Source organism: Corallibacter sp. (genome assembly GCF_048381695.1).
Classification (GTDB): domain Bacteria; phylum Bacteroidota; class Bacteroidia; order Flavobacteriales; family Flavobacteriaceae; genus Corallibacter; species Corallibacter vietnamensis.
In genome coordinates this window covers 76639-95721 of sequence record NZ_JBLXHI010000006.1, presented here as the reverse complement: position 1 = coordinate 95721, position 19083 = coordinate 76639, and the positions used below count along the sequence as shown (strand labels likewise).

The 19083-nt window shown below is 32.2% G+C and carries 22 protein-coding genes; 10 read left to right on the top strand and 12 right to left on the bottom strand.

Annotated features, from left to right (window positions below):
- Positions 1 to 23: 23 nt before the first annotated feature.
- Both gldI and ACN5J3_RS09820 read right to left on the bottom strand, forming a co-directional pair.
- Complete coding sequence (gene gldI / locus ACN5J3_RS09825; protein WP_417289692.1) at positions 24 to 569, bottom strand: gliding motility-associated peptidyl-prolyl isomerase GldI; 546 nt, start codon at positions 567 to 569, stop codon at positions 24 to 26.
- Complete coding sequence (locus ACN5J3_RS09820; RefSeq protein ID WP_418511623.1) at positions 562 to 1581, bottom strand: DHH family phosphoesterase; 1020 nt, start codon at positions 1579 to 1581, stop codon at positions 562 to 564. The genes gldI and ACN5J3_RS09820 overlap by 8 nt, the downstream gene beginning before the upstream one ends.
- An 87-nt stretch (positions 1582 to 1668) precedes the next feature.
- Here ACN5J3_RS09820 and ACN5J3_RS09815 point away from each other — a divergent pair, with 87 nt between their 5' ends.
- Positions 1669 to 2088: a nucleoside-diphosphate kinase gene (locus ACN5J3_RS09815; protein WP_344728745.1), complete on the top strand. Its 420-nt coding sequence runs from the start codon at positions 1669 to 1671 to the stop codon at positions 2086 to 2088.
- Between the two features lie 98 nt (positions 2089 to 2186).
- The gene (locus tag ACN5J3_RS09810; RefSeq protein WP_418511622.1) at positions 2187 to 4757 is read left to right on the top strand and encodes a M4 family metallopeptidase; all 2571 of its coding nucleotides are present in this window, start codon (positions 2187 to 2189) and stop codon (positions 4755 to 4757) included.
- A gap of 71 nt (positions 4758 to 4828) precedes the next feature.
- Here ACN5J3_RS09810 and ACN5J3_RS09805 read toward each other — a convergent pair whose 3' ends face one another.
- The 3 genes from ACN5J3_RS09805 to recF are packed head-to-tail and all read right to left on the bottom strand — an operon-like array spanning position 4829 to position 6653.
- A complete protein-coding gene (locus tag ACN5J3_RS09805; protein WP_418509421.1) occupies positions 4829 to 5125 on the bottom strand; it encodes a DUF721 domain-containing protein in 297 nt (98 codons plus the stop codon).
- Positions 5126 to 5154: 29 nt separating this feature from the next.
- Positions 5155 to 5577 (bottom strand): hypothetical protein, encoded by a 423-nt coding sequence (locus ACN5J3_RS09800; protein ID WP_417289689.1) that lies wholly within the window; start codon positions 5575 to 5577, stop codon positions 5155 to 5157.
- Positions 5574 to 6653, bottom strand: coding sequence for a DNA replication/repair protein RecF (recF, locus tag ACN5J3_RS09795; protein WP_418511621.1), 1080 nt, complete (start codon positions 6651 to 6653; stop codon positions 5574 to 5576). Before recF ends, ACN5J3_RS09800 begins: the two co-directional genes overlap by 4 nt.
- Before the next feature lie 129 nt (positions 6654 to 6782).
- Between recF and ACN5J3_RS09790 the strand changes: the two genes are divergently transcribed.
- From ACN5J3_RS09790 to ACN5J3_RS09755, 8 genes are all read left to right on the top strand, one after another.
- The gene (locus ACN5J3_RS09790) at positions 6783 to 7553 is read left to right on the top strand and encodes a tetratricopeptide repeat protein (RefSeq protein ID WP_418511620.1); all 771 of its coding nucleotides are present in this window, start codon (positions 6783 to 6785) and stop codon (positions 7551 to 7553) included.
- 24 nt (positions 7554 to 7577) lie between these two features.
- Positions 7578 to 8057, top strand: coding sequence for a 6,7-dimethyl-8-ribityllumazine synthase (ribH, locus tag ACN5J3_RS09785; protein ID WP_344728757.1), 480 nt, complete (start codon positions 7578 to 7580; stop codon positions 8055 to 8057).
- 190 nt (positions 8058 to 8247) lie between these two features.
- A complete protein-coding gene (locus tag ACN5J3_RS09780; protein WP_344728760.1) occupies positions 8248 to 8478 on the top strand; it encodes a hypothetical protein in 231 nt (76 codons plus the stop codon).
- 103 nt (positions 8479 to 8581) lie between these two features.
- Positions 8582 to 8866, top strand: coding sequence for a riboflavin synthase subunit beta (locus ACN5J3_RS09775; protein ID WP_344728761.1), 285 nt, complete (start codon positions 8582 to 8584; stop codon positions 8864 to 8866).
- Positions 8866 to 10731 carry a DNA mismatch repair endonuclease MutL gene (gene mutL, locus ACN5J3_RS09770; protein ID WP_418511619.1) on the top strand — a complete coding sequence of 622 codons (1866 nt, stop codon included), beginning with the start codon at positions 8866 to 8868 and terminating at the stop codon, positions 10729 to 10731. The genes ACN5J3_RS09775 and mutL overlap by 1 nt, the downstream gene beginning before the upstream one ends.
- Positions 10732 to 10746: 15 nt before the next feature.
- Complete coding sequence (locus tag ACN5J3_RS09765) at positions 10747 to 11505, top strand: rhomboid family intramembrane serine protease (protein ID WP_418509563.1); 759 nt, start codon at positions 10747 to 10749, stop codon at positions 11503 to 11505.
- 3 nt (positions 11506 to 11508) lie between these two features.
- Positions 11509 to 12378 carry a rhomboid family intramembrane serine protease gene (locus tag ACN5J3_RS09760; RefSeq protein ID WP_344728765.1) on the top strand — a complete coding sequence of 290 codons (870 nt, stop codon included), beginning with the start codon at positions 11509 to 11511 and terminating at the stop codon, positions 12376 to 12378.
- A gap of 14 nt (positions 12379 to 12392) precedes the next feature.
- Positions 12393 to 13421 carry an endonuclease/exonuclease/phosphatase family protein gene (locus tag ACN5J3_RS09755; RefSeq protein WP_417289685.1) on the top strand — a complete coding sequence of 343 codons (1029 nt, stop codon included), beginning with the start codon at positions 12393 to 12395 and terminating at the stop codon, positions 13419 to 13421.
- Here the strand turns inward: ACN5J3_RS09755 and ACN5J3_RS09750 are convergent.
- The 7 genes from ACN5J3_RS09750 to ACN5J3_RS09720 form a co-directional block, all read right to left on the bottom strand.
- Positions 13407 to 13721, bottom strand: a complete 315-nt coding sequence (locus ACN5J3_RS09750; protein WP_418511618.1) for a DUF6122 family protein — start codon at positions 13719 to 13721, stop codon at positions 13407 to 13409. The two genes, ACN5J3_RS09755 and ACN5J3_RS09750, sit on opposite strands and share 15 nt — an antisense overlap.
- On the bottom strand, positions 13721 to 14341 hold the full coding sequence (locus ACN5J3_RS09745) for a WbqC family protein (protein ID WP_418511617.1): 621 nt from the start codon (positions 14339 to 14341) through the stop codon (positions 13721 to 13723). The genes ACN5J3_RS09750 and ACN5J3_RS09745 overlap by 1 nt, the downstream gene beginning before the upstream one ends.
- A gap of 22 nt (positions 14342 to 14363) precedes the next feature.
- Positions 14364 to 15962 carry a signal peptidase I gene (lepB, locus tag ACN5J3_RS09740; RefSeq protein WP_418511616.1) on the bottom strand — a complete coding sequence of 533 codons (1599 nt, stop codon included), beginning with the start codon at positions 15960 to 15962 and terminating at the stop codon, positions 14364 to 14366.
- A 95-nt stretch (positions 15963 to 16057) separates the two neighbouring features.
- Entirely contained in the window at positions 16058 to 16762 is a 705-nt protein-coding gene (gene dapB, locus ACN5J3_RS09735; protein WP_417289682.1) for a 4-hydroxy-tetrahydrodipicolinate reductase, read from the bottom strand.
- A gap of 2 nt (positions 16763 to 16764) precedes the next feature.
- Complete coding sequence (locus ACN5J3_RS09730; RefSeq protein ID WP_344728778.1) at positions 16765 to 17358, bottom strand: DUF5683 domain-containing protein; 594 nt, start codon at positions 17356 to 17358, stop codon at positions 16765 to 16767.
- On the bottom strand, positions 17348 to 18250 hold the full coding sequence (locus ACN5J3_RS09725; RefSeq protein WP_344728780.1) for a ParB/RepB/Spo0J family partition protein: 903 nt from the start codon (positions 18248 to 18250) through the stop codon (positions 17348 to 17350). The genes ACN5J3_RS09730 and ACN5J3_RS09725 overlap by 11 nt, the downstream gene beginning before the upstream one ends.
- Before the next feature lie 3 nt (positions 18251 to 18253).
- Positions 18254 to 19018 (bottom strand): AAA family ATPase, encoded by a 765-nt coding sequence (locus tag ACN5J3_RS09720; protein ID WP_344728782.1) that lies wholly within the window; start codon positions 19016 to 19018, stop codon positions 18254 to 18256.
- Positions 19019 to 19083: the final 65 nt, after the last annotated feature.

Below are 19083 nucleotides of genomic sequence, written 5' to 3'. Positions count from 1 at the left end.
TTTATGTGTTTATTGTTTGATTGTTAATTTGATTCACTTGTTTTTATTGAGTTTACTGTAACCTCACACATGAGTGGTGCATTGGTGCCTATTTTGTTTTCATCGCCATAATACCCATAAGCCTTTTGTGATGGAAATAAAAATGTAACGGTTTCTCCCGCTTTCATAAGTTTTAGACCTTCGCGAAGTCCAGAAAAAAGCTCTTGTTTATCCATAACATAATTTTGAGTTTTTATCTCATCTTTAGAATAAACAAGTTGACCGCTTAAAGTTTTTACATTATAGGTGTAATTTATAATGTCTCCAAAACTAGGTGTTTTTGTAGTGTCGGCAATTTTTGTGTTATAATAATACCAAAAGCCATTTTGCGATGCTATATAGTTGTTTTGAGGATTGTTTTTAATAATTTCTTCAATGCGTTTATATTCGCTTTCGTTTAGCTTTATGTTTCTAGCAACCGACTTGTCAATAAAAGATCCTGATTTAGCAGATATAGGTCGCCTAGCTTCAGGAGACTTGCAAGCTAAAACTATAGTCAAAAAGGCGCATATAACTATAATGTTACGCATGATTTAGGGTGTTTTTATAGTCAGGTAATATACTAATAAATTTATCAACAGTAGCTTTCATATTTAAATCGCTTTTTCCGCCAGCAGCATTAGTATGTCCGCCACCTTGAAAATGAGCTCTTGAAAATTCATTTACAGAGAAATCTCCTTTAGAGCGTAATGATATTTTAATTATATCATTCTGTTTGTCTTCAATAAAAATGGCAGCAAAAATGATACCATCTAGAGATAGGGCATAATTTACAAAACCTTCAGTGTCACCTTTTTTAAAATTAAAGGTGTTTAGCTCTTCTTGAGTAAGTGTTATGTAAGCTGTTTTATAATCGCTAAGTACTTTTAGGTTGCTTAAGGCACGTCCTAAAAGTTGTAACCTGTCATAACTGTTGGTGTCATATATGGCGTTATGAATTTCAGAGTTTTCAGCACCTTTATCTATAAGGTTTGCAATAATTCTATGCGTGTTACTTGTGGTAGATGAAAACCTAAAAGAACCCGTATCTGTCATTATTCCTGTATAAAGACAAGTGGCAATGTCTGCATCAATTAGTGTGTTGTCGCCAAGCATATCAATGAAATTGTAAACCATTTCGCATGTTGAGCTCATGGTAACATCAGAGTAAGTGTACAATGCATAATCATCAGGTTGTTGATGATGATCAATCATTATTTTAGTACCGTGACTAGTTGCTAAAGATGTTTCCATATCTCCAGTTCTATTTAGAGCATTAAAGTCTAACGTAAACAGTATTTCGGCTTCATGAATTAGTTTGTCGCACATTTCTGTTTGGGTATCATACTTTAAAATAGTACTTTCTTGAGGCATCCATTTTAAAAAATCAGGATACGCATTTGGAGCAATTATTGTTGCTTGATGATTAAATTTTAAGAGATATAGATATAGTCCTAATGTAGATCCAATGGCATCTCCATCAGGGTTTTTGTGAGGCACAATAACAATTTTTTTTGGAGATTTTAAAAGCTGTTTTATGCTGTTGATGTCTTCATTTGTCATAGAAAGCGAAGATACAATTTTTTAAAAATGTATCGCCTTGTTTTTATAAAGAAATATAGTACTTTTGCAGCAAATTAAAATAAACAAATGGCAACAAATAGAACATTTACAATGCTTAAGCCAGATGCAGTTGAAAAAGGGCATATTGGCGCAATTTTAGAGAAAATTACTGCTTCAGGTTTTAGAATTGTAGCAATGAAATTAACTCAAATGACAAAAAAAGACGCAGAAACATTTTATGCTATTCATAATGAGCGTCCATTTTTTGGAGAATTAGTAGAATATATGACTCGTGGTCCTATAGTTGCTGCTATTCTAGAAAAAGACAATGCTGTTGAAGATTTTAGAACTTTAATAGGTGCTACAAATCCAGCAGAAGCAGCAGAAGGAACTATACGTAAATTGTATGCAGCTTCAATAGGAGAAAACGCAGTACATGGTAGTGATAGTGATGAAAATGCAGCAATAGAAGGTGCATTCCATTTTTCTGGAAGAGAAATGTTCTAGAGACCTAAAAAATAAATATTGAAAAAAGCCTAAAATGTTAATGTTTTAGGCTTTTTTCGTTTATATGTGGTAAATTCGCATAATCCAAAAAAAATATTATGAAAAAATCTACAGTTTTATCTTTTATTGCGTTGGTGTTGTGTGTTTTTGTAAATGCTCAAGACAAACAAAAAGCATTAAGAGATTTTGAGAAACAAACTAATGCAACCGTTTCTCTAAACAATGCTTCTGATATTGAATTTATTAGATTTCCAGCTGATAAACCAATGGAGATTGCAGGCGCTTCATTGGAAGCAAAAGTTCAAACATTTCTTGAAAACCATAAAGAAATATTTGGTTTAAGTACAGTTCGTGAAGCTTTTAAAGTCTTACCAGTTAAGACAGATAAACATGGGCTAAATCATGTGGTTTTAAAACAACAACATCAAGGTGTGACAGTGTTTTCAGGACAATTGCGTTTTCACTTTAATAAATCAAATGCGCTTACAGCTATAAACGGTAATGTTATTGCTGTTGATAAAAAAATAAAAACAGAGCCAACATTAACTAGTAGTCAGGCAAAAGCTATATCCTTACAAACTGTCGCAGAGCAAGGCATTAACTATTCTGGATATTCTACATTCGTGTTTAATACAGATATGTTTATTTTTCAAAAAGGATTAATTCAAAATACCTTTGGCTCTCAATATTTAGTATATGAAGTTGAGGTGAGAAATGACAAAGATGTTCGTGAATTCTTATATATAAACGCTCATACAGGAGAACTTGTAGAGCAGTTTACAGGAATGGCTCATGCTATAGATCGTGTGGTACATGAATCTAGTATAGGAAACATCGTGTGGGAAGAAGGTGATGTTTTTCCTGGTACTTTATCAGTTTGGCAACAAAATGAAGTGGTTGCGTCAGAGCATGTTTATAACTTTTTTAATAATGCATTTGGTTATGTTTCTTTTGATGGTGCCGATGGTCAAATGGTAACATTAAACAATAGTACTAACTTTTCATGCCCTAATGCACGATGGAATGGTAGTTTTGCTGAATATTGTGATGGCACAGCTGCAGATGACGTTATTGCTCATGAATGGGGACATGCTTACACGCAATATACAAGCGGATTAATTTATGCATATCAATCTGGAGCAATAAACGAATCTTACTCAGATATATGGGGAGAAACCATTGATATACTAAATAACTTTAATGACTTTGAAGAAGACTTAGGTATTCGTACCGATGCTTGTGGGAGTACTGATAGATGGATAATAGCAGAGGATGCCACATCAATAAATGGAGGAAGTGGTTTGAGAGATATGTGGAATCCTACTTGTTATGGAAATCCAGGGAAAGTATCTGACGAAACACAATATTCTTGTGGTGATTTTGATAGTGGTGGAGTGCATATTAACTCAGGAATACCAAATCATGCCTATGCATTATTGGTAGATGGAGGAACATATAATGGGCAAACAGTAACCGGAATAGGTTTTACTAAAGCAGCACATATATTTTGGAGAGCTCAAAGTGAGTACTTAACTCCAACAAGTGACTTTTTAAACCTGGCAGATGCGCTAGAAGCTTCATGTACTGATTTAATAGGTGTAAATTTAGAAGGACTAACAACAAGTGAAACAGCAGCAGGTTTATCAGGTGAAATAATAACAGCATCAGATTACAACCAACTAGTAAATGCTTTATTGGCTGTAGAAATGAGAATGGATCCAGCATCATGTGATTATGAACCTATTTTAGCAGCAACAACTGATCCTTGTGATGCAGCAACAGATAATGCTATATTTTTTGAAGATTGGGAAAGTGGTATCGGAACATGGACTGTAGAACAGTTACCGGAAAATGTATTGACTTGGGAATCTAGAGAATGGGAAGTGGTAACAGGTTTGCCAGATAATAGAGCAGGACAAGCTATGTTTGGAGTAGATCCTGTTAATGGAAATTGTAGTACGTCTTTTCAAAATGGTATTATTCGTTTGCAAAGTCCTGTAATTACAATTCCTGACTACACTGATGGTGATTTTCAGATGAGCTTTATGCACTACATAGCAACAGAATCTAACTGGGATGGCGCAAATATTAAGTATAGTTTAAATGGCGGCTTATGGACGTTATTGCCATTAAGCGCATTTACTCAAAATGGTTATAATGGTTTTATAAATCCGCAAAATCAAGGTAATGATAATCCTATGGCAGGTGAAGCAGCATTTACAGGAGCTGATGAAGGTTCATTGTCTGGAAGTTGGGGACGTAGTTTTATTAACTTATCTTCTATTGGTGTTGTAGAAAACGCAACCATTCAATTTAGATTTGAAGTTGGTACAGATGGTTGTAATGGTGTGACTGGCTGGTTTGTTGATGACCTAGCAATCTATAACTGTAACTATCCGTTATCTGTAGCCGAGCATAATGTTTTAGATAATAGTATTAAAGTGTATCCGAATCCTTCTAATGGAATGTTTACATTAAATAATGTAGGAAACATAACTTTAATTCAAGCTAGTGTTTATGATATTAATGGTCGTATTATTAAAACAGTCAAATTAAATAATAATAGCAAATCTCAACAATTAGACTTGACTGGTGTTGCTTCTGGTATGTATTTTATGAAAGTAAAATCTAGTAATGCTGAAAAGGTTATCAAGTTAATTAAAGAATAAACTTTGTAATTATAAATAAAAAAGCCTGTAGAAATACAGGCTTTTTTTATGATTTATAGTTGTGTAATGGTTTATCTTAAAATAAGTGTTTTAACAAGTTCTTTTCCTAGATTCTCGTTAAGCATGCTTATTATTTTTTCTTTGCCGTAGCTTAATTCTTCACGTAAAACACTTGAGCTTAATTGTACATATAAAGTATCTCCTTTTAGGGAAATTGCCGTTGTATAATTATTTACTCCATTTCCCATCATATCTTTCCAGGCATCAGCAACATTAATTCGGTTTAAACCGCGTTCAAGTTTGTTGGTTTCAACAAATTCTTTTAAAGCATCAGATATAGATATGTGTTCGTTGTTACGTTTGGCCATGTTTTATTTAAAAAAAGATTAAAGGTAATTTAATTAGTGATTTTTATTGGTTCAAAACGTTTATATACAAATACAGCTTTGTTTTTATTTACCACTTTTAATTGCGATTCTGTAGCTAATAAAATGGTTTCTTTCCAGGTATCAAAAGGTGTTTTGTAATATAAGTTTAAGCTGTCGTTTTCTATTTTTATTTCAAAGTTTTCAATAATATTTGATGTCTCAAATGTATTATTGAGTGTTGGTTTTAGTTTTTTTCTAATACCATTTATGCTGTCAGTTATTTCTAGGTAATCTATGGTATTGTTGTAAGCATACTCTTTTACAGTGCCATCAGGTAGAGTGACTTTTTCAATTTCCCAGTAACCAGATATATTAGGTATGTAGTTTTTTACATGCTTACTGCAACTTGTAATAAAGGTAATGCATATAGCTATAATGATAAGCTGTTTCATAAATTATATATTTCATAAGATTGATGCACTTGTTTTATAGCTTTTTCAGTTCTGTCAGCATGTGTATCGCTAATAAACAATTGACCAAAGTTTTCATCATCTACAAGCTTGATTATTTTAGATACACGTTGTTCATCAAGTTTATCAAAAATATCATCCAGAAGAAGAATAGGACTAACACCACTTTGCGTTTTAATAAAATCAAACTGCGCTAATTTTAAAGCAATTAAAAAAGATTTTTGTTGTCCTTGACTTCCAAATTTCTTGATAGGATGCGATTCTATTGTAAACTCTAAATCGTCTTTGTGTGTTCCTGCGCTTGTGTATTGTAAAGCTTTGTCTTTGTTAATACAGTTTTTTAAAAGTACCTCTAAAGTATTTTCTAGTAAATCACTTTTGTATAGCAAATTAACAGTTTCATCTCCGCTACTTATAGCTTTATATCTGGCTTTAAATATAGGAACAAATACTTCTAGAAAAGCTTGGCGTTTTTCAAAAATACGATGCCCAAAGGTGTGTAGTTGGCTATCATAAACCTCAAGCGTGTCTTTATTAAACGTATTATTTAGTGCAAAATATTTAAGTAATGAATTTCTTTGAGTAACTATCTTGTTATAATTTATAACATCTTCAAGATAGGCTTTGTCACTTTGAGAAATAACACTATCAATAAATTTTCTACGTGTTGAGCTGCCTTCAATAATTAAATCTCTATCAGCAGGAGAAATAATGACAAGAGGCAAAAAACCTATATGATCACTAAATTTTTCATAGGCTTTACCATTTCGTTTTATTACTTTTTTTTGTCCCTTTTTTAAGCTAACAACAATTTTTTCAGAATTATCAAGCTTATCGTATTCGCCATTTACAACAAAAAATTGTTCACCATGCTTAATATTTTGAGACGCAATAGGGTTAAAATAACTTTTACCAAACGATAAATGATAAATAGCATCTAGAACATTGGTCTTGCCAACGCCATTATTTCCTACAAAACAATTTATTTTATCATTAAAAGTAAATGACTGACTTTCAAAATTTTTATAATTAAGTAATGAAAGTGATTTTAATATCATAAAAAATTAACTTAGGGTCGTTTTAGTGTATTCTTGAAAAGATGTGCAAATTATTGAAAAATAACAAATAAATACACTTTTATTTATGAAGAAAAATCATATTTTTGCGGCGCATTAATTTAGAAATATATGGCAACTTATAAGAAAAGAGGATATAAACCAAAGACGAAAGAAGAAGTAGTACAGGTTGAAGAAGAACAATCAACAACAGCTGAAGTTTTTAATACATTAGATGAAACAGCATCTAAAACCGAAGATTGGGTTATTAAAAACCAAAAGTACATTTTCGTTATAATTGGTGTTGTAGCCGCTGTGGTTTTAGGCTATTTAGGTTACAATGAGTTTGTAGCAAAGCCAAAACAAACCGAAGCTATGAATGATATGTACCAAGCTAAAAAATATTACAACGAAGCAGTAAATGCTACTTCAAAAGATTCTTTATATACATTAGCTCTAAACGGAGGTGAAGGTAAATTAGGAATGCTTGATATTGTTTCTGAATATAGCGGAAGCCAAGCAGCTAACCTAGCAAACTATTATGCAGGTATGGCTTACTTAAACCTTAAAGACTATAAAAATGCCGTTACTTATTTAAGTGATTTTTCTAGTGATGATGAAATTTTAGCTCCTATGGCAAAAGGTGCAATTGGTGATGCTTTTGTGCAATTAAACCAAAAAGAAGATGCTTTAAGTTACTATGAAGAAGCAGCTAAAATGCGTACGAATGAGTTTACAACACCAATGTATGTATTTAAAGCAGGTGTTATAGCTTTAGAGTTAGGAAAAGCAGACAAAGCATTAACTTACTTTAAAGACATAAAAGATAACTATGCAAACTCTAATGAGGCAGCAAATATTGATGTCTTCATAGGAAAAGCACAAGTGTTGGCAAATAAATAATTTACCGATTAATTCGGAAAAAACATGGCAACAGCAAATAATAATTTATCAGATTACGATAAAGCTACAATCCCAAGCGCGAAAGATTTTCGGTTTGGGATTGTTGTTTCTGAATGGAATGATACCATTACAGAAGGACTTTTTAATGGCGCTTACCAAACGCTATTAGACCACGATGTAGCAGCCGAAAACATAATAAGATGGAATGTTCCTGGAAGTTATGAGCTTATTTATGGTAGTAAAAAAATGCAGCAACAAGGTGTAGATGCTGTTATTGCTATAGGTAGTGTGATACAAGGAGAAACAAAACATTTTGATTTTGTTTGTGAAGCTGTTTCTCAAGGTATTAAAGACTTAAACATACTACACGACATACCAGTTATATTTTGTGTTCTAACAGACAATAATCTGCAACAAGCCATAGACCGTTCAGGTGGTAAACATGGTAATAAAGGAACCGAAGCTGCCATAGCTGCCATAAAAATGGTGCATTTAGGTAAGTAATGTCGCCTTTATATAATAGCGAAAGCTAATTTAACCTCTGTTTTTTAGTAAGGCACAGTTCTTGCTTCTGTACATTTGCACAAAAGATTTGTATTTTAAAACATTGCTTGTTAACAATTTTTGGCATTCTAAACCCAATATTTCTTGGTATTTTAAGTACATTTGAAGTATAATAAAGGAAGTAAGAAGCGTGATTTTTAAACAACGTAAAAACAAGCAGTTTAATTACAAACCAAGACATTCTCAAGATAAAGAAGCCGATTCTAAACCTAATTTTGAATTGAATTGGGTTGAAGAGTCTCGAAAGCGTAAGCAAAAAACTGGCAAACTTTTATCTCTTCCTTATCTTATAGTGTTCTTAATTATGGTCATTGTTCTTTGGTGCATATTAAGTAATTATGAAACAAACCTTGGTGGTTAGTACAATAAAAAATCATTTTAATTTAGTTTCATAAGCATTTAAAAGAACTTGTTTGCAGCAAGTATGATTATTGAAGTAGAACAAAAGAATAATACGTAACAGTATGGGAATTTTTAAAACACGACAAAATAAAAAGTATAGCTATACACCAAGACACTACAAAGGTGAAGGAAGTCCTTACGAAATAAAACATAAATTTGACGATTTTAGAACCACTGTAGGTACAACAAAAGGTCTTAAAGGAAAGCTAAACAATGCTCTTGAAGATTATAAAAACAATACAGATGAAAAGGCTAATAAACGTGTTTTAATTATTATAGGTGTCTTAATATTGCTATTCCTTATTTTTATCGAGTTTGATTTATCCATTTTTTTCCCTAAAAACTAATGACAGATATCATTCAGTTATTACCAGATCATGTAGCTAATCAAATCGCTGCAGGAGAAGTTGTACAAAGACCAGCCTCTGTAGTAAAAGAGCTTTTAGAAAACGCTATAGATGCACAAGCAACAAGCATAAAATTACTTATAAAAGAAGCAGGAAAAACACTAGTTCAAGTTATTGATAACGGTAGCGGAATGAGTGCTACAGATGCGCGTTTAAGTTTTGAGCGCCATGCAACATCAAAAATTCGTTCAGCTGATGACTTATTTCAATTGCATACCAAAGGTTTTCGTGGAGAAGCATTAGCTAGTATAGCAGCCATTGCTCATGTAGAGTTAAAAACCAAACAAGAAGATGACGAAGTAGGTACAAACCTGATAATAGAAGGTAGCGAGATTGTATCACAAGAGATTGTAGTAACTCCAAAAGGAACCTCAATTGCGGTAAAAAACCTTTTCTTTAATATTCCTGCAAGACGAAATTTTTTAAAATCTAATCAAGTTGAATTACGTCATATCATAGATGAATTTCACCGTGTAACATTGGCTCATCCTGGGATTCATTTTATGATGTATCATAATGGAAATGAATTGTTTAATCTGCCAGAAAGTAATTACAGGCAACGCATTGTAAATATATTTGGAAATAAAACCAACGAAAAATTAGTTCCAGTAAATGAAGATACCGAAGTACTTAAAATTTCTGGATTTGTTGGAAAACCTGAATATGCCAAGAAAACACGAGGCGAACAATTCTTTTTTGTAAATGATAGATTTATAAAAAATGCCTATTTAAACCACGCTATAAATTCGGCTTTTGACGGACTTTTAAAAGACGGAACTCATGCTAGTTATTTTCTGAATCTTACTGTAGATCCGCAAACAATTGATATCAATATTCATCCTACAAAAACTGAAATAAAGTTTGATGATGAGCATACGCTTTATGCAATTTTAAGAGCATCTGTAAAGCATAGTTTGGGGCAATTTAATATTGCACCTGTTTTAGATTTTGATCGCGATGCACAATTAGATACACCTTATAATTACAAAGATAAAGGTGTAAGTACACCACAAATAGAAGTTGATAGAGATTTTAATCCTTTTCAAGAACAAAATAATTTTAAAGAGCAGCGATCAAGCAAACAGACTACAGCATTCAAAAAACAAACACCATCAAGTTGGGATAGCTTGTATGTAGGCTTGGAATCTAAAGGAACACAAAGTCAGCAAGAGTTTACGAGTGTTCAGTTTGAAACAGAAGAAAAAACAGCCTCTATTTTTAATGATGATAAGGCTGTGGAAAACTCTAAAAGCACTTATCAGCTTCATAATAAATATATTGTAAGTACCATAAAGTCTGGTATGTTGGTTTTAGATCAGCACCGCTCTCATCAACGTGTTTTATACGAAGATTTTTTACAACACATTACTGTTAAAGAAAGTGTAAGTCAGCAGTTATTATTTCCTATTGAATTACATTTTTCTACACAAGAGATTGATATCATAAATCAAGTAAAAGAAGATTTAGAACATACCGGTTTTGTGTTTTCAAACGTTACTAAAGAAAGTGTTGAAATATCAGGAGTGCCTGTAAGTGTTCCTGCTAGTGAGGTGTCAGTGGTATTAGAGCAACTTATTAGTGATGTAGAAAACGAAGTGCCAGATAGTCATTTTAGTTCAGCTGATTTATTAGCAAAATCTATGGCAAAAAGCTTGGCTGTAAAAACCGGGCAAACACTAACAGTTCCAGAGCAAGAACATTTAGTAAATAGTTTGTTTGGATGTAAGGAACCTAATATGTCACCGTTTAATAAAACAACATTTATTACATTATCGGTTGACGAATTAGATAAAAAATTTGTTTAAAAGTATAGCCTTATGATGAATAGAATAACAGATACTGTAAAGCATTTAATAATTATCAATGTACTTATGTTTATTGGTACAATGACCGTTGGAGGTGGTACGTTGTTTTATGATTGGTTTGCGGTACATTTTCCTAAAAATCCAGCTTTTCAGCCTTGGCAGATAATAACACATATGTTTATGCATGGAGGTTTTATGCATATTTTATTTAACATGTTTGCTTTGTGGATGTTTGGTACAGCTGTAGAACAACGCTTTGGAGCTAAAAAGTTTTTGTTTTTTTATGTTTCATCAGGATTAGGCGCCGTACTATTAATGATAGGGTATTATTATTTCAAATTCTATTCAGGCATGTCTTTGCTTAACGAAGCAGGTTTTGACCAGACACAGGTTTACGAAACGCTAAAATCTGGTTATAATGTTTATGATACACGTTGGTTGAATCACATGACTCAAGAACAGTTAGGTAATTTTGTTGGTGTTTTCAATAGTACAATGGTAGGAGCATCTGGTGCTATTATGGGTGTTTTAGTTGCATTTGGTATGTTGTACCCAGAAGCCAAATTAATGCTGATTTTTTTACCAGTTCCTATTAAGGCAAAGTATTTTATTCCTGGAATAATTGCTTTAGATTTAATATCAGCATTAACAGGACAATCATTTTTTAGTCCAAGCAACACAGCTTATGTAGCCCACATTGGTGGCGCATTAACTGGTTTTTTAATTATGTGGTATTGGAAAAAAACACAGTTTAATAAAAATCGTTGGAATTAATATATGACTTCCTTAAATCAAGATATACAAGATAAATTACAGCGACTTAATGTTTTTGAGAAAATCATTGGTGTTAATGTTGTTGTGTTTCTTTTAGGCTTAATTTTAAGAGCCGTTCTTAATCAAGGTTCTAGTTTAGCTTGGTTAGAATTACCAAGTGATTTTTTTGATTTTTTATTACAACCTTGGTCTATAATTACATATGCTTTTGCACATTATGATTTTTGGCACATCGTTTTTAACATGCTTTGGCTATACTTTATCGGTCGTATGTTTACAAATCTATTTAGTGTTAAAATAGCACTTAATGTCTATTTTTTAGGAGCCATAGCTGGTGGATTATTATTCATGGTTGGCTATAATGTTTTTCCTGATTTTTTTGTGGGTAAAAGCAGGTTAGTTGGTGCATCTGCAGCTGTTAGGGCTTTACTTATATTTTTATGCGCTTACATGCCAACTACTGAAGTGCGAGTTTTTACTTTTAATTTAAAACTTTGGTATCTTGGTGCTGCTATTGTAGTGCTTGATGTTCTAGGCTTATTTGGTTTAAATGCAGGCGGTAACCTAGCGCATCTAGGAGGTGCTTTATTGGGTTATTTCTATGCAACACAATTACATAAAGGACAAGATATAGGATCTGGTTTTGAGCGTTTCATGGATACCATTGCTAGTATGTTTAAGAAAACAAAAACGTCACCACTTAAAACAGTACATAAAAACAAGTCAGGTAAGGTTGCTGGTTATACTAAAGAAGAATTTAGTGAGTTTAATAAGCAAAAGAAAATAGATATTATTTTAGATAAAATAAGTAAAAGCGGTTACGATAGTTTAACCAAAGAAGAAAAAGAATTCTTGTTTAGAGCAGGAAAATAAGTGTAGCAGCAACTATGAAAGGACTAAAGTTTATTGATAAATTAATTTACCTTGTTAATGCTTTAGTGGCTACCATGCTCTTATTATCTTATATATTGCCTTTTTTTCCACCTAAAACATTTGCCGTTTTATCAGTGTTAAGTTTGGGAGTGCCTTTTCTTATCTTGGTAAACGTTTTGTTTTTTTTATACTGGCTTGTAAAACTAAAAAAGCAACTCATGCTATCACTTGTGGTTTTAGTTATTGGGTATTTTAGTTTTGGCTCGCTTTATAAATTTTCTACATCTGAAGACAATACCAAAGACCAATCAACATTATTGTCTGTTATGAATTATAACGTGCGTTTATTTAATGTATATGATTGGATACCTGAAAATGGCATAGAGACTAAAATGGTTAACTTAATTAAGAAAAGTTCACCAGATGTATTAAGTATGCAGGAGTATCATCCTCATAAAAATATTGATTTATCGTTTTTTAAGTACAAATACGAAAAACTCTCTGGGAATAAAACCAAATACGGACAAGCTATTTTTTCGCAATATCCTATTATAAATTCTGGCTCAATAGAGTTTCCTAATACATCTAATAATGCTGTTTTTGTAGATATTGTAAAAAAGCAAGATACAATAAGAGTATACAATGTGCATTTACAATCTTTAAAAATTGATGCTGATGTAAATAAACTTAAAGAAGAAGATTCTGAACGCTTATTGAAAAGGGTAGGACAAACATTTAAAATGCAACAATTTCAAACCGAATTATTTTTGCTTCATAAAAAACAATGTCATTACAAAATGATTATTTGTGGCGATTTCAACAACACGGCATTTTCTTATGTTTATAAAGAGATAAAAGGAGATTTAAAAGATACTTTTAAACATGCTGGTAATGGTTTTGGAAGAACTCATAATTTTAAGTTTTTCCCTATTAGGATTGATTTTATCCTAGCTGATAAAACTTTTGAAGTAACAGATTTTAAAACTTTTGATGATGATTATTCAGATCATTATCCCATTTTGGCTAATTTAAAATTGCATTAAAAAACAATCTGTAGTATCTGCAACTATATGGGAAACTAAACCTAACCCCAAAAGTCTCGTTTTTTTAGGAAAAAGTAAAAATATATAGCATCCAATAGCAACATAACTATGTAGTGGATGAAAATTGATACTACATCTATTAGGAGCAAAAATAGGTGAGGCTAGAAGGTGATCTAAATCAATAATGAAAGCACTCATCATGATTAAGTAAGCTTTTAGCCAATTGTTTTTAAACCAAACTAAAGCAATGAATAGCGGTAAAAGAAAATGAATTCCGTAATGAACAATAGCTTGAATCATTACCAAGGAAATGATTGAGATTCTAAATAATTGACCGCATTTGGTCCTTCATTAAATAGCAAATCAAGAATGTTTAGGTTGTTTATAAAGCCATGTTTATCATCAAAAACTTGCGTGTAATTTTCAAAAATAGGTGGCGTTTCTTTTTTTGCATTTACCAAGTATCTAAAATCTGTCATATCTGCTACATCTTTATGGTAAACGTCTGTTTCAGATATATGTAAATCTAATTGTAAACAGTCACAAACTGTATGAAAGCACTTTAAATTAAAGTCTAATAAGTTGGTTACTTCCTCTTGAAACAACGGTTCAAACTCATCTTCGTAAAACTCAAAAAAAGGTGATGTTCTGTAAGCAGATTCTAATGATTTCCAATGCTGTATTTGCCATTTTTCTTCATTGTAAACTTGTACATCACGATATTTTTGACGTGTTTTTTGAGTATGAACAACAGGAATATTTAAAAGCAACTTTCCGTTAGCACCATAAATATAGGTGCGGTTTCTGTAGGTTTGCTTTTGAAAGTTATCATCCATTTCAAAAATGATATTTTCAGCATTTACAATGGCTACAAAGTGCGCAATTGTAGGAAAATAAGTTGGATGAATAAGAATGTTCATTGATACACTGGTTTATTATAACTTAAGCAGCGTTTTCTTTTTTCTTTTTGCGCCATGTATTAAACCCGAACCAACCAGCTAATAATACTAAAAACGGAATGAAATAAGAAACAGGTTCGCCACTTCCGTGTACGGTAGTAAATAGACGTTCCCAACGAATTTTTTCTTTTATACCTTTTCCGTTTGCATTATAACTCATCCAGATAAATACTGGTTTTCCTACAACATGGTCAAATGGTACAAATCCCCAAGAACGAGCATCAAGAGAGTTATGACGATTGTCTCCCATCATCCAATAATAATCTTTTTTAAATGTGTAAGATGTTGCGAGTTCGCCATTAATGTAAATTTGATTACCCTTAACCTGTAAGGTGTTATTTTCATATTCTACTATAGCACGTTTATAAAGCGGTAGTGCATCTAAATCAAGGTTTACTGTTGCTCCTGCTTTTGGGATATAAAGTGGTCCAAAAAAGTCATTGTTCCAGTTGTAATTAGGATCATGAGGAAATACACTAGGTTCACGCTCACCATCTTCACGTTTTAAAGGTTCAATACTTTTTACATTAGGATGTGCTTTAAACTTTTCAAGAGTTTCTTTGGTTATAGCTGGGAAATAGCAAACAGAATAATCTTGATTATATCTAGGGAAATCTGTTATGCCATAACGTTCAGATAACAAGTAGTTGTTAAAAGGACCGTTTTTTGTTTCTACTCTATATGAAAACTGAAGTTTTGCTCTATCAGGTAATTCATTTTGTTTTCCGTTGATGTATACATATCCGTTACGAACCTCTAGAGAATCTCCTGGTAAACCTACACAACGTTTTACATAGTTGGTTTCTTTATCTATAGGTTTATGGTAAGCTCTGTCAGCTGGCTTATACATATTGTAAAGTGTGTCAACAGGCCAGTTAAAAACAACAATATCATTGCGTTTTATGTCTTGAAACCCAGGAATTCTTAAATAAGGCAGTGTAAGTTTGTTCATCCAAGAATCACTTTTGTTGCCTTTTACATCATCATATAAATAAGATTTTTTATTTAAAACAGGAATGGTATCATGTACCATAGGCGCGGCTACGGTTGTCATTGGTATTCTTGCTCCGTAATGAAACTTACTAACAAAAAGAAAATCACCTACAAGTAAAGATTTTTCTAATGATGAAGTAGGAATGGTATACGGCTGAATAAAATAAGTGTGTACAATGGTTGCTGCGACAATAGCAAATAAAATAGAACTAACCCAATCTCCAAAACCTGTTCTTGGTTGTAGGCTACGATCTTTAATGTGTTCTACATCAGTAGCATAATTTAGGTAATAATTGTAAAAGCCTAATGAAAAAATAGCTAAAGCGGTATCAGTACTTGAGTTTTTACCAAAACTTCTAGCGGTTTCAACCCAAACAACAGGAAACATAATTAGGTTTACAATAGGAAGAAACAAAAGAATTGTCCAGTACCAAGGCCTATTTATAATCTTCATTAAAATTACCGCATTGTAAATAGGAGCAAAGGCTTCCCAAGCTTGTCTTCCTGCTTTTGTGTATAGTTTCCACGTTCCTAATCCATGAATAACTTGAATTACTAGGAAGAAAATTAACCATTGCGTAAGTGTCATAATCTTTATTTTTTCTAATTACAAGATGTAATTATTTGTTTTTAATTTTATAGTTGGTGTTAAAACGTTAAGTATTGTTACTAATAGTAATGGGTTTAACCAATATTTAACACGTCTTTCATAGAGAATACTCCCGTTTTTCCTAAAATCCATTCGGCAGCTATAACAGCACCTAAAGCAAACCCTTCTCGGTTATGAGCTGTATGCGTAATAGAAATAGTATCTGTATGACTACCATAATCTATACGATGAGTTCCTGGTACATTTTCAATACGTTTTGCTGTTATGGGTATTGTTTTGTTTGTCTCTTCATTACCTAATTTCCAGTTGGTATATTCAGGATGTTCTTTAATGATACCTTCGGCAAGAGATATAGCAGTTCCGCTAGGTGCATCAAGTTTTTGTGTATGATGTATCTCTTCCATAGACACTTCATATTGCTTTAATTGTCCCATCATTTTGGCTAGGTAATTATTCAATTCGAAAAAAATATTTACTCCTAAACTAAAATTTGAAGCATAAATAAAAGCCCCTTTTTCTTCTTCACAAATAGCAATAGCCTTATTGTAGTTGTCTAGCCAACCTGTAGTTCCAGAAATAACAGGAACTTGGTGCTTAAAGCAGTTTACAATATTAAAAAAAGCAGCATTAGGTACGCTAAAGTCTATAGCAACATCTGCTTTTGTAATATCATAGCCATCTTCGTCAGATGTTTTAATAACAATTTCATGACCACGATCTATGGCAATTTTTTCAATGGTTTTTCCCATTTTTCCGTAGCCTAATAATGCAATTTTCATAGCTAAAATTTGAAATTAAGTGTTAGCCCTAAATCACCGGTATTGTCAAATTCATTAATCTTATAATGAGGTTTTAGTGTTAACCTATCATCAACATTATACTGTAATAAATGTGCGCTTACATTGGCATCAATAATATTTAAAGCATACAAACCTATGGTAACAAGTAGTGATATTTCTTTGTTTCTTCGTAGGGTATTTTGCGCCTCAATTAAACCAGCGTTTGTAACTGTTGGGAATTCATCATCTGAAAAACCAGCAAGACGTCTTTTGTAAGCATCGCGATAGCGACTGTATTCTTTATGATTGTCTAAATAGAAATACATACTTATACCTAAACCAGCATAAACAATAGGGATTTTCCAGTATTTTTTATTGTAAGCTTGTCCTAAACCAGGCAAAACGGCAGAATAAAATGCCGCTCGAGCAGGAGATAAAGGATCTATAGGTTCTCTAATAGGATCTCCAGCTTGTACTACTAACTCTTCTGTAGGTGTAATAGTTGATTTCTTGCCTTTATTTTTATCATCTTGAGCAAAAGAATTAAAACAGAGGAAAATAGAAAAAAATAGTGTTGCAATAAATCTAATTGTCACGTTTTACAAGTTTAATGATACGATTAAAATCTTCTTCAGAATGAAAAGGAATGGTAATGTTTCCTTTACCATTTTTTGAAACTTTAACGTTTATTTTATGACCAAAGTATTCAGAAAAATCTTTAACTCCTTTTTTTATGTACTTTGGAAGTTCTTGTTTCTCTGCCGGAGTTTTTACTTTTTTATCAGTTTGATATGATCTTACTAAAGCTTCAGTATCTCTAACAGATAGTTTATTGGTGATTATTTTTTCGTAGATATCTAATTGCGTGTTTTGGTCTTCTATATTTATTATAGCACGTCCATGTCCCATTGATATAAAACCATCTCGCATACCTGTTTGAATAATAGGATCTAACTTAAGTAAGCGTAAATAATTAGCAATTGTAGAACGTTTTTTTCCTACACGTTCACTCATTTGTTCTTGAGTGAGGTTAATCTCATCAATTAAACGTTGGTATGATAAAGCAATTTCAATAGGGTCTAAATCTTGACGTTGTATGTTTTCAACAAGAGCCATTTCTAACGATTCTTGATCGTTAGCAATACGAATGTAGGCAGGAATAGTTTCTAATCCTATAAGTTTTGATGCTCTAAAACGACGTTCTCCAGATACTAATTGAAATTTATTAAAGTCTAGTTTTCTTACAGTTATTGGTTGAATAACACCTAATTCTTTAATAGAAGAAGCTAATTCACGAAGCATTTCTTCGTTGAAGTTTGTTCTAGGTTGAAAAGGGTTTATTTCAATAGCATCTATTTCAAGCTCTACAATATTACCAATAACCTTGTCTGCGTTTTTATCTTGAACCGATGAAATATCGTTTGATGGATCTTTTAAAAGCGCTGATAGTCCTCTTCCTAAAGCCTGTTTCTTGGTTGCCTTCGCCATAAATTAGGAGTTTTTATTAATAAGTTCTTTTGCTAAACTTAAGTAGTTGCTAGCACCTTTACTACCAGCATCGTAATTAATAATGCTTTCTCCGTAGCTAGGAGCTTCACTTAAACGTACATTTCGCTGTATAATGGTTTGAAATACCATATCGTTAAAATGTTTTTGTACTTCTTCTACAACCTGATTTGATAACCTTAAGCGAGAATCATACATGGTTAGCAATAAACCTTCAATATCTAATGTTTTGTTATGTATTTTCTGAACACTTTTTACAGTGTTTAATAATTTGCCTAGTCCTTCTAATGCAAAATATTCGCATTGTATTGGGATAATAACAGAGTCTGATGCTGTTAATGCATTAAGCGTTAATAATCCTAAAGATGGAGCGCAATCAATTAAAATAAAATCGTATTCGTCTTTGACTTCTTGTAATGCTTTTTGTAGCATATACTCACGCGCATCTTTATCTACCAATTCAATTTCAATGGCTACTAAATCTATATGAGCAGGTACTACATCTAGATTTGGAGAATCTGTTTTAATAATAGCGTCTTTTACAGAATTGGTGTGTTCTAAAAGTTGATATGTCCCAATTTCTACAGTTTCAACATCTATTCCTAATCCAGATGTTGCATTTGCTTGTGGGTCGGCATCTATTAATAGTACTTTTTTCTCAAGAACTCCCAAAGAAGCTGCTAAATTTACAGATGTAGTTGTTTTTCCTACACCACCTTTTTGATTAGCAATTGCTATAATTTTACCCATTAATTGATTTGGTTTTAGTTCCGTAAAAATACAATTATTTATTAGGAAATGAAATGGAATTTGTT

Bases quoted from the DNA above. Each gene is read 5' to 3' on its own strand.
- gldI (WP_417289692.1), bottom strand. From the start codon at position 569: ATGCGTAACATTATAGTTATATGCGCCTTTTTGACTATAGTTTTAGCT.
- ACN5J3_RS09820 (WP_418511623.1), bottom strand. From the start codon at position 1,581: ATGACAAATGAAGACATCAACAGCATAAAACAGCTTTTAAAATCTCCA.
- ACN5J3_RS09815 (WP_344728745.1), top strand. From the start codon at position 1,669: ATGGCAACAAATAGAACATTTACAATGCTTAAGCCAGATGCAGTTGAA.
- ACN5J3_RS09810 (WP_418511622.1), top strand. From the start codon at position 2,187: ATGAAAAAATCTACAGTTTTATCTTTTATTGCGTTGGTGTTGTGTGTT.
- ACN5J3_RS09805 (WP_418509421.1), bottom strand. From the start codon at position 5,125: ATGGCCAAACGTAACAACGAACACATATCTATATCTGATGCTTTAAAA.
- ACN5J3_RS09800 (WP_417289689.1), bottom strand. From the start codon at position 5,577: ATGAAACAGCTTATCATTATAGCTATATGCATTACCTTTATTACAAGT.
- recF (WP_418511621.1), bottom strand. From the start codon at position 6,653: ATGATATTAAAATCACTTTCATTACTTAATTATAAAAATTTTGAAAGT.
- ACN5J3_RS09790 (WP_418511620.1), top strand. From the start codon at position 6,783: ATGGCAACTTATAAGAAAAGAGGATATAAACCAAAGACGAAAGAAGAA.
- ribH (WP_344728757.1), top strand. From the start codon at position 7,578: ATGGCAACAGCAAATAATAATTTATCAGATTACGATAAAGCTACAATC.
- ACN5J3_RS09775 (WP_344728761.1), top strand. From the start codon at position 8,582: ATGGGAATTTTTAAAACACGACAAAATAAAAAGTATAGCTATACACCA.
- mutL (WP_418511619.1), top strand. From the start codon at position 8,866: ATGACAGATATCATTCAGTTATTACCAGATCATGTAGCTAATCAAATC.
- ACN5J3_RS09765 (WP_418509563.1), top strand. From the start codon at position 10,747: ATGAATAGAATAACAGATACTGTAAAGCATTTAATAATTATCAATGTA.
- ACN5J3_RS09760 (WP_344728765.1), top strand. From the start codon at position 11,509: ATGACTTCCTTAAATCAAGATATACAAGATAAATTACAGCGACTTAAT.
- ACN5J3_RS09755 (WP_417289685.1), top strand. From the start codon at position 12,393: ATGAAAGGACTAAAGTTTATTGATAAATTAATTTACCTTGTTAATGCT.
- ACN5J3_RS09750 (WP_418511618.1), bottom strand. From the start codon at position 13,721: ATGATTCAAGCTATTGTTCATTACGGAATTCATTTTCTTTTACCGCTA.
- ACN5J3_RS09745 (WP_418511617.1), bottom strand. From the start codon at position 14,341: ATGAACATTCTTATTCATCCAACTTATTTTCCTACAATTGCGCACTTT.
- lepB (WP_418511616.1), bottom strand. From the start codon at position 15,962: ATGACACTTACGCAATGGTTAATTTTCTTCCTAGTAATTCAAGTTATT.
- dapB (WP_417289682.1), bottom strand. From the start codon at position 16,762: ATGAAAATTGCATTATTAGGCTACGGAAAAATGGGAAAAACCATTGAA.
- ACN5J3_RS09725 (WP_344728780.1), bottom strand. From the start codon at position 18,250: ATGGCGAAGGCAACCAAGAAACAGGCTTTAGGAAGAGGACTATCAGCG.
- ACN5J3_RS09720 (WP_344728782.1), bottom strand. From the start codon at position 19,018: ATGGGTAAAATTATAGCAATTGCTAATCAAAAAGGTGGTGTAGGAAAA.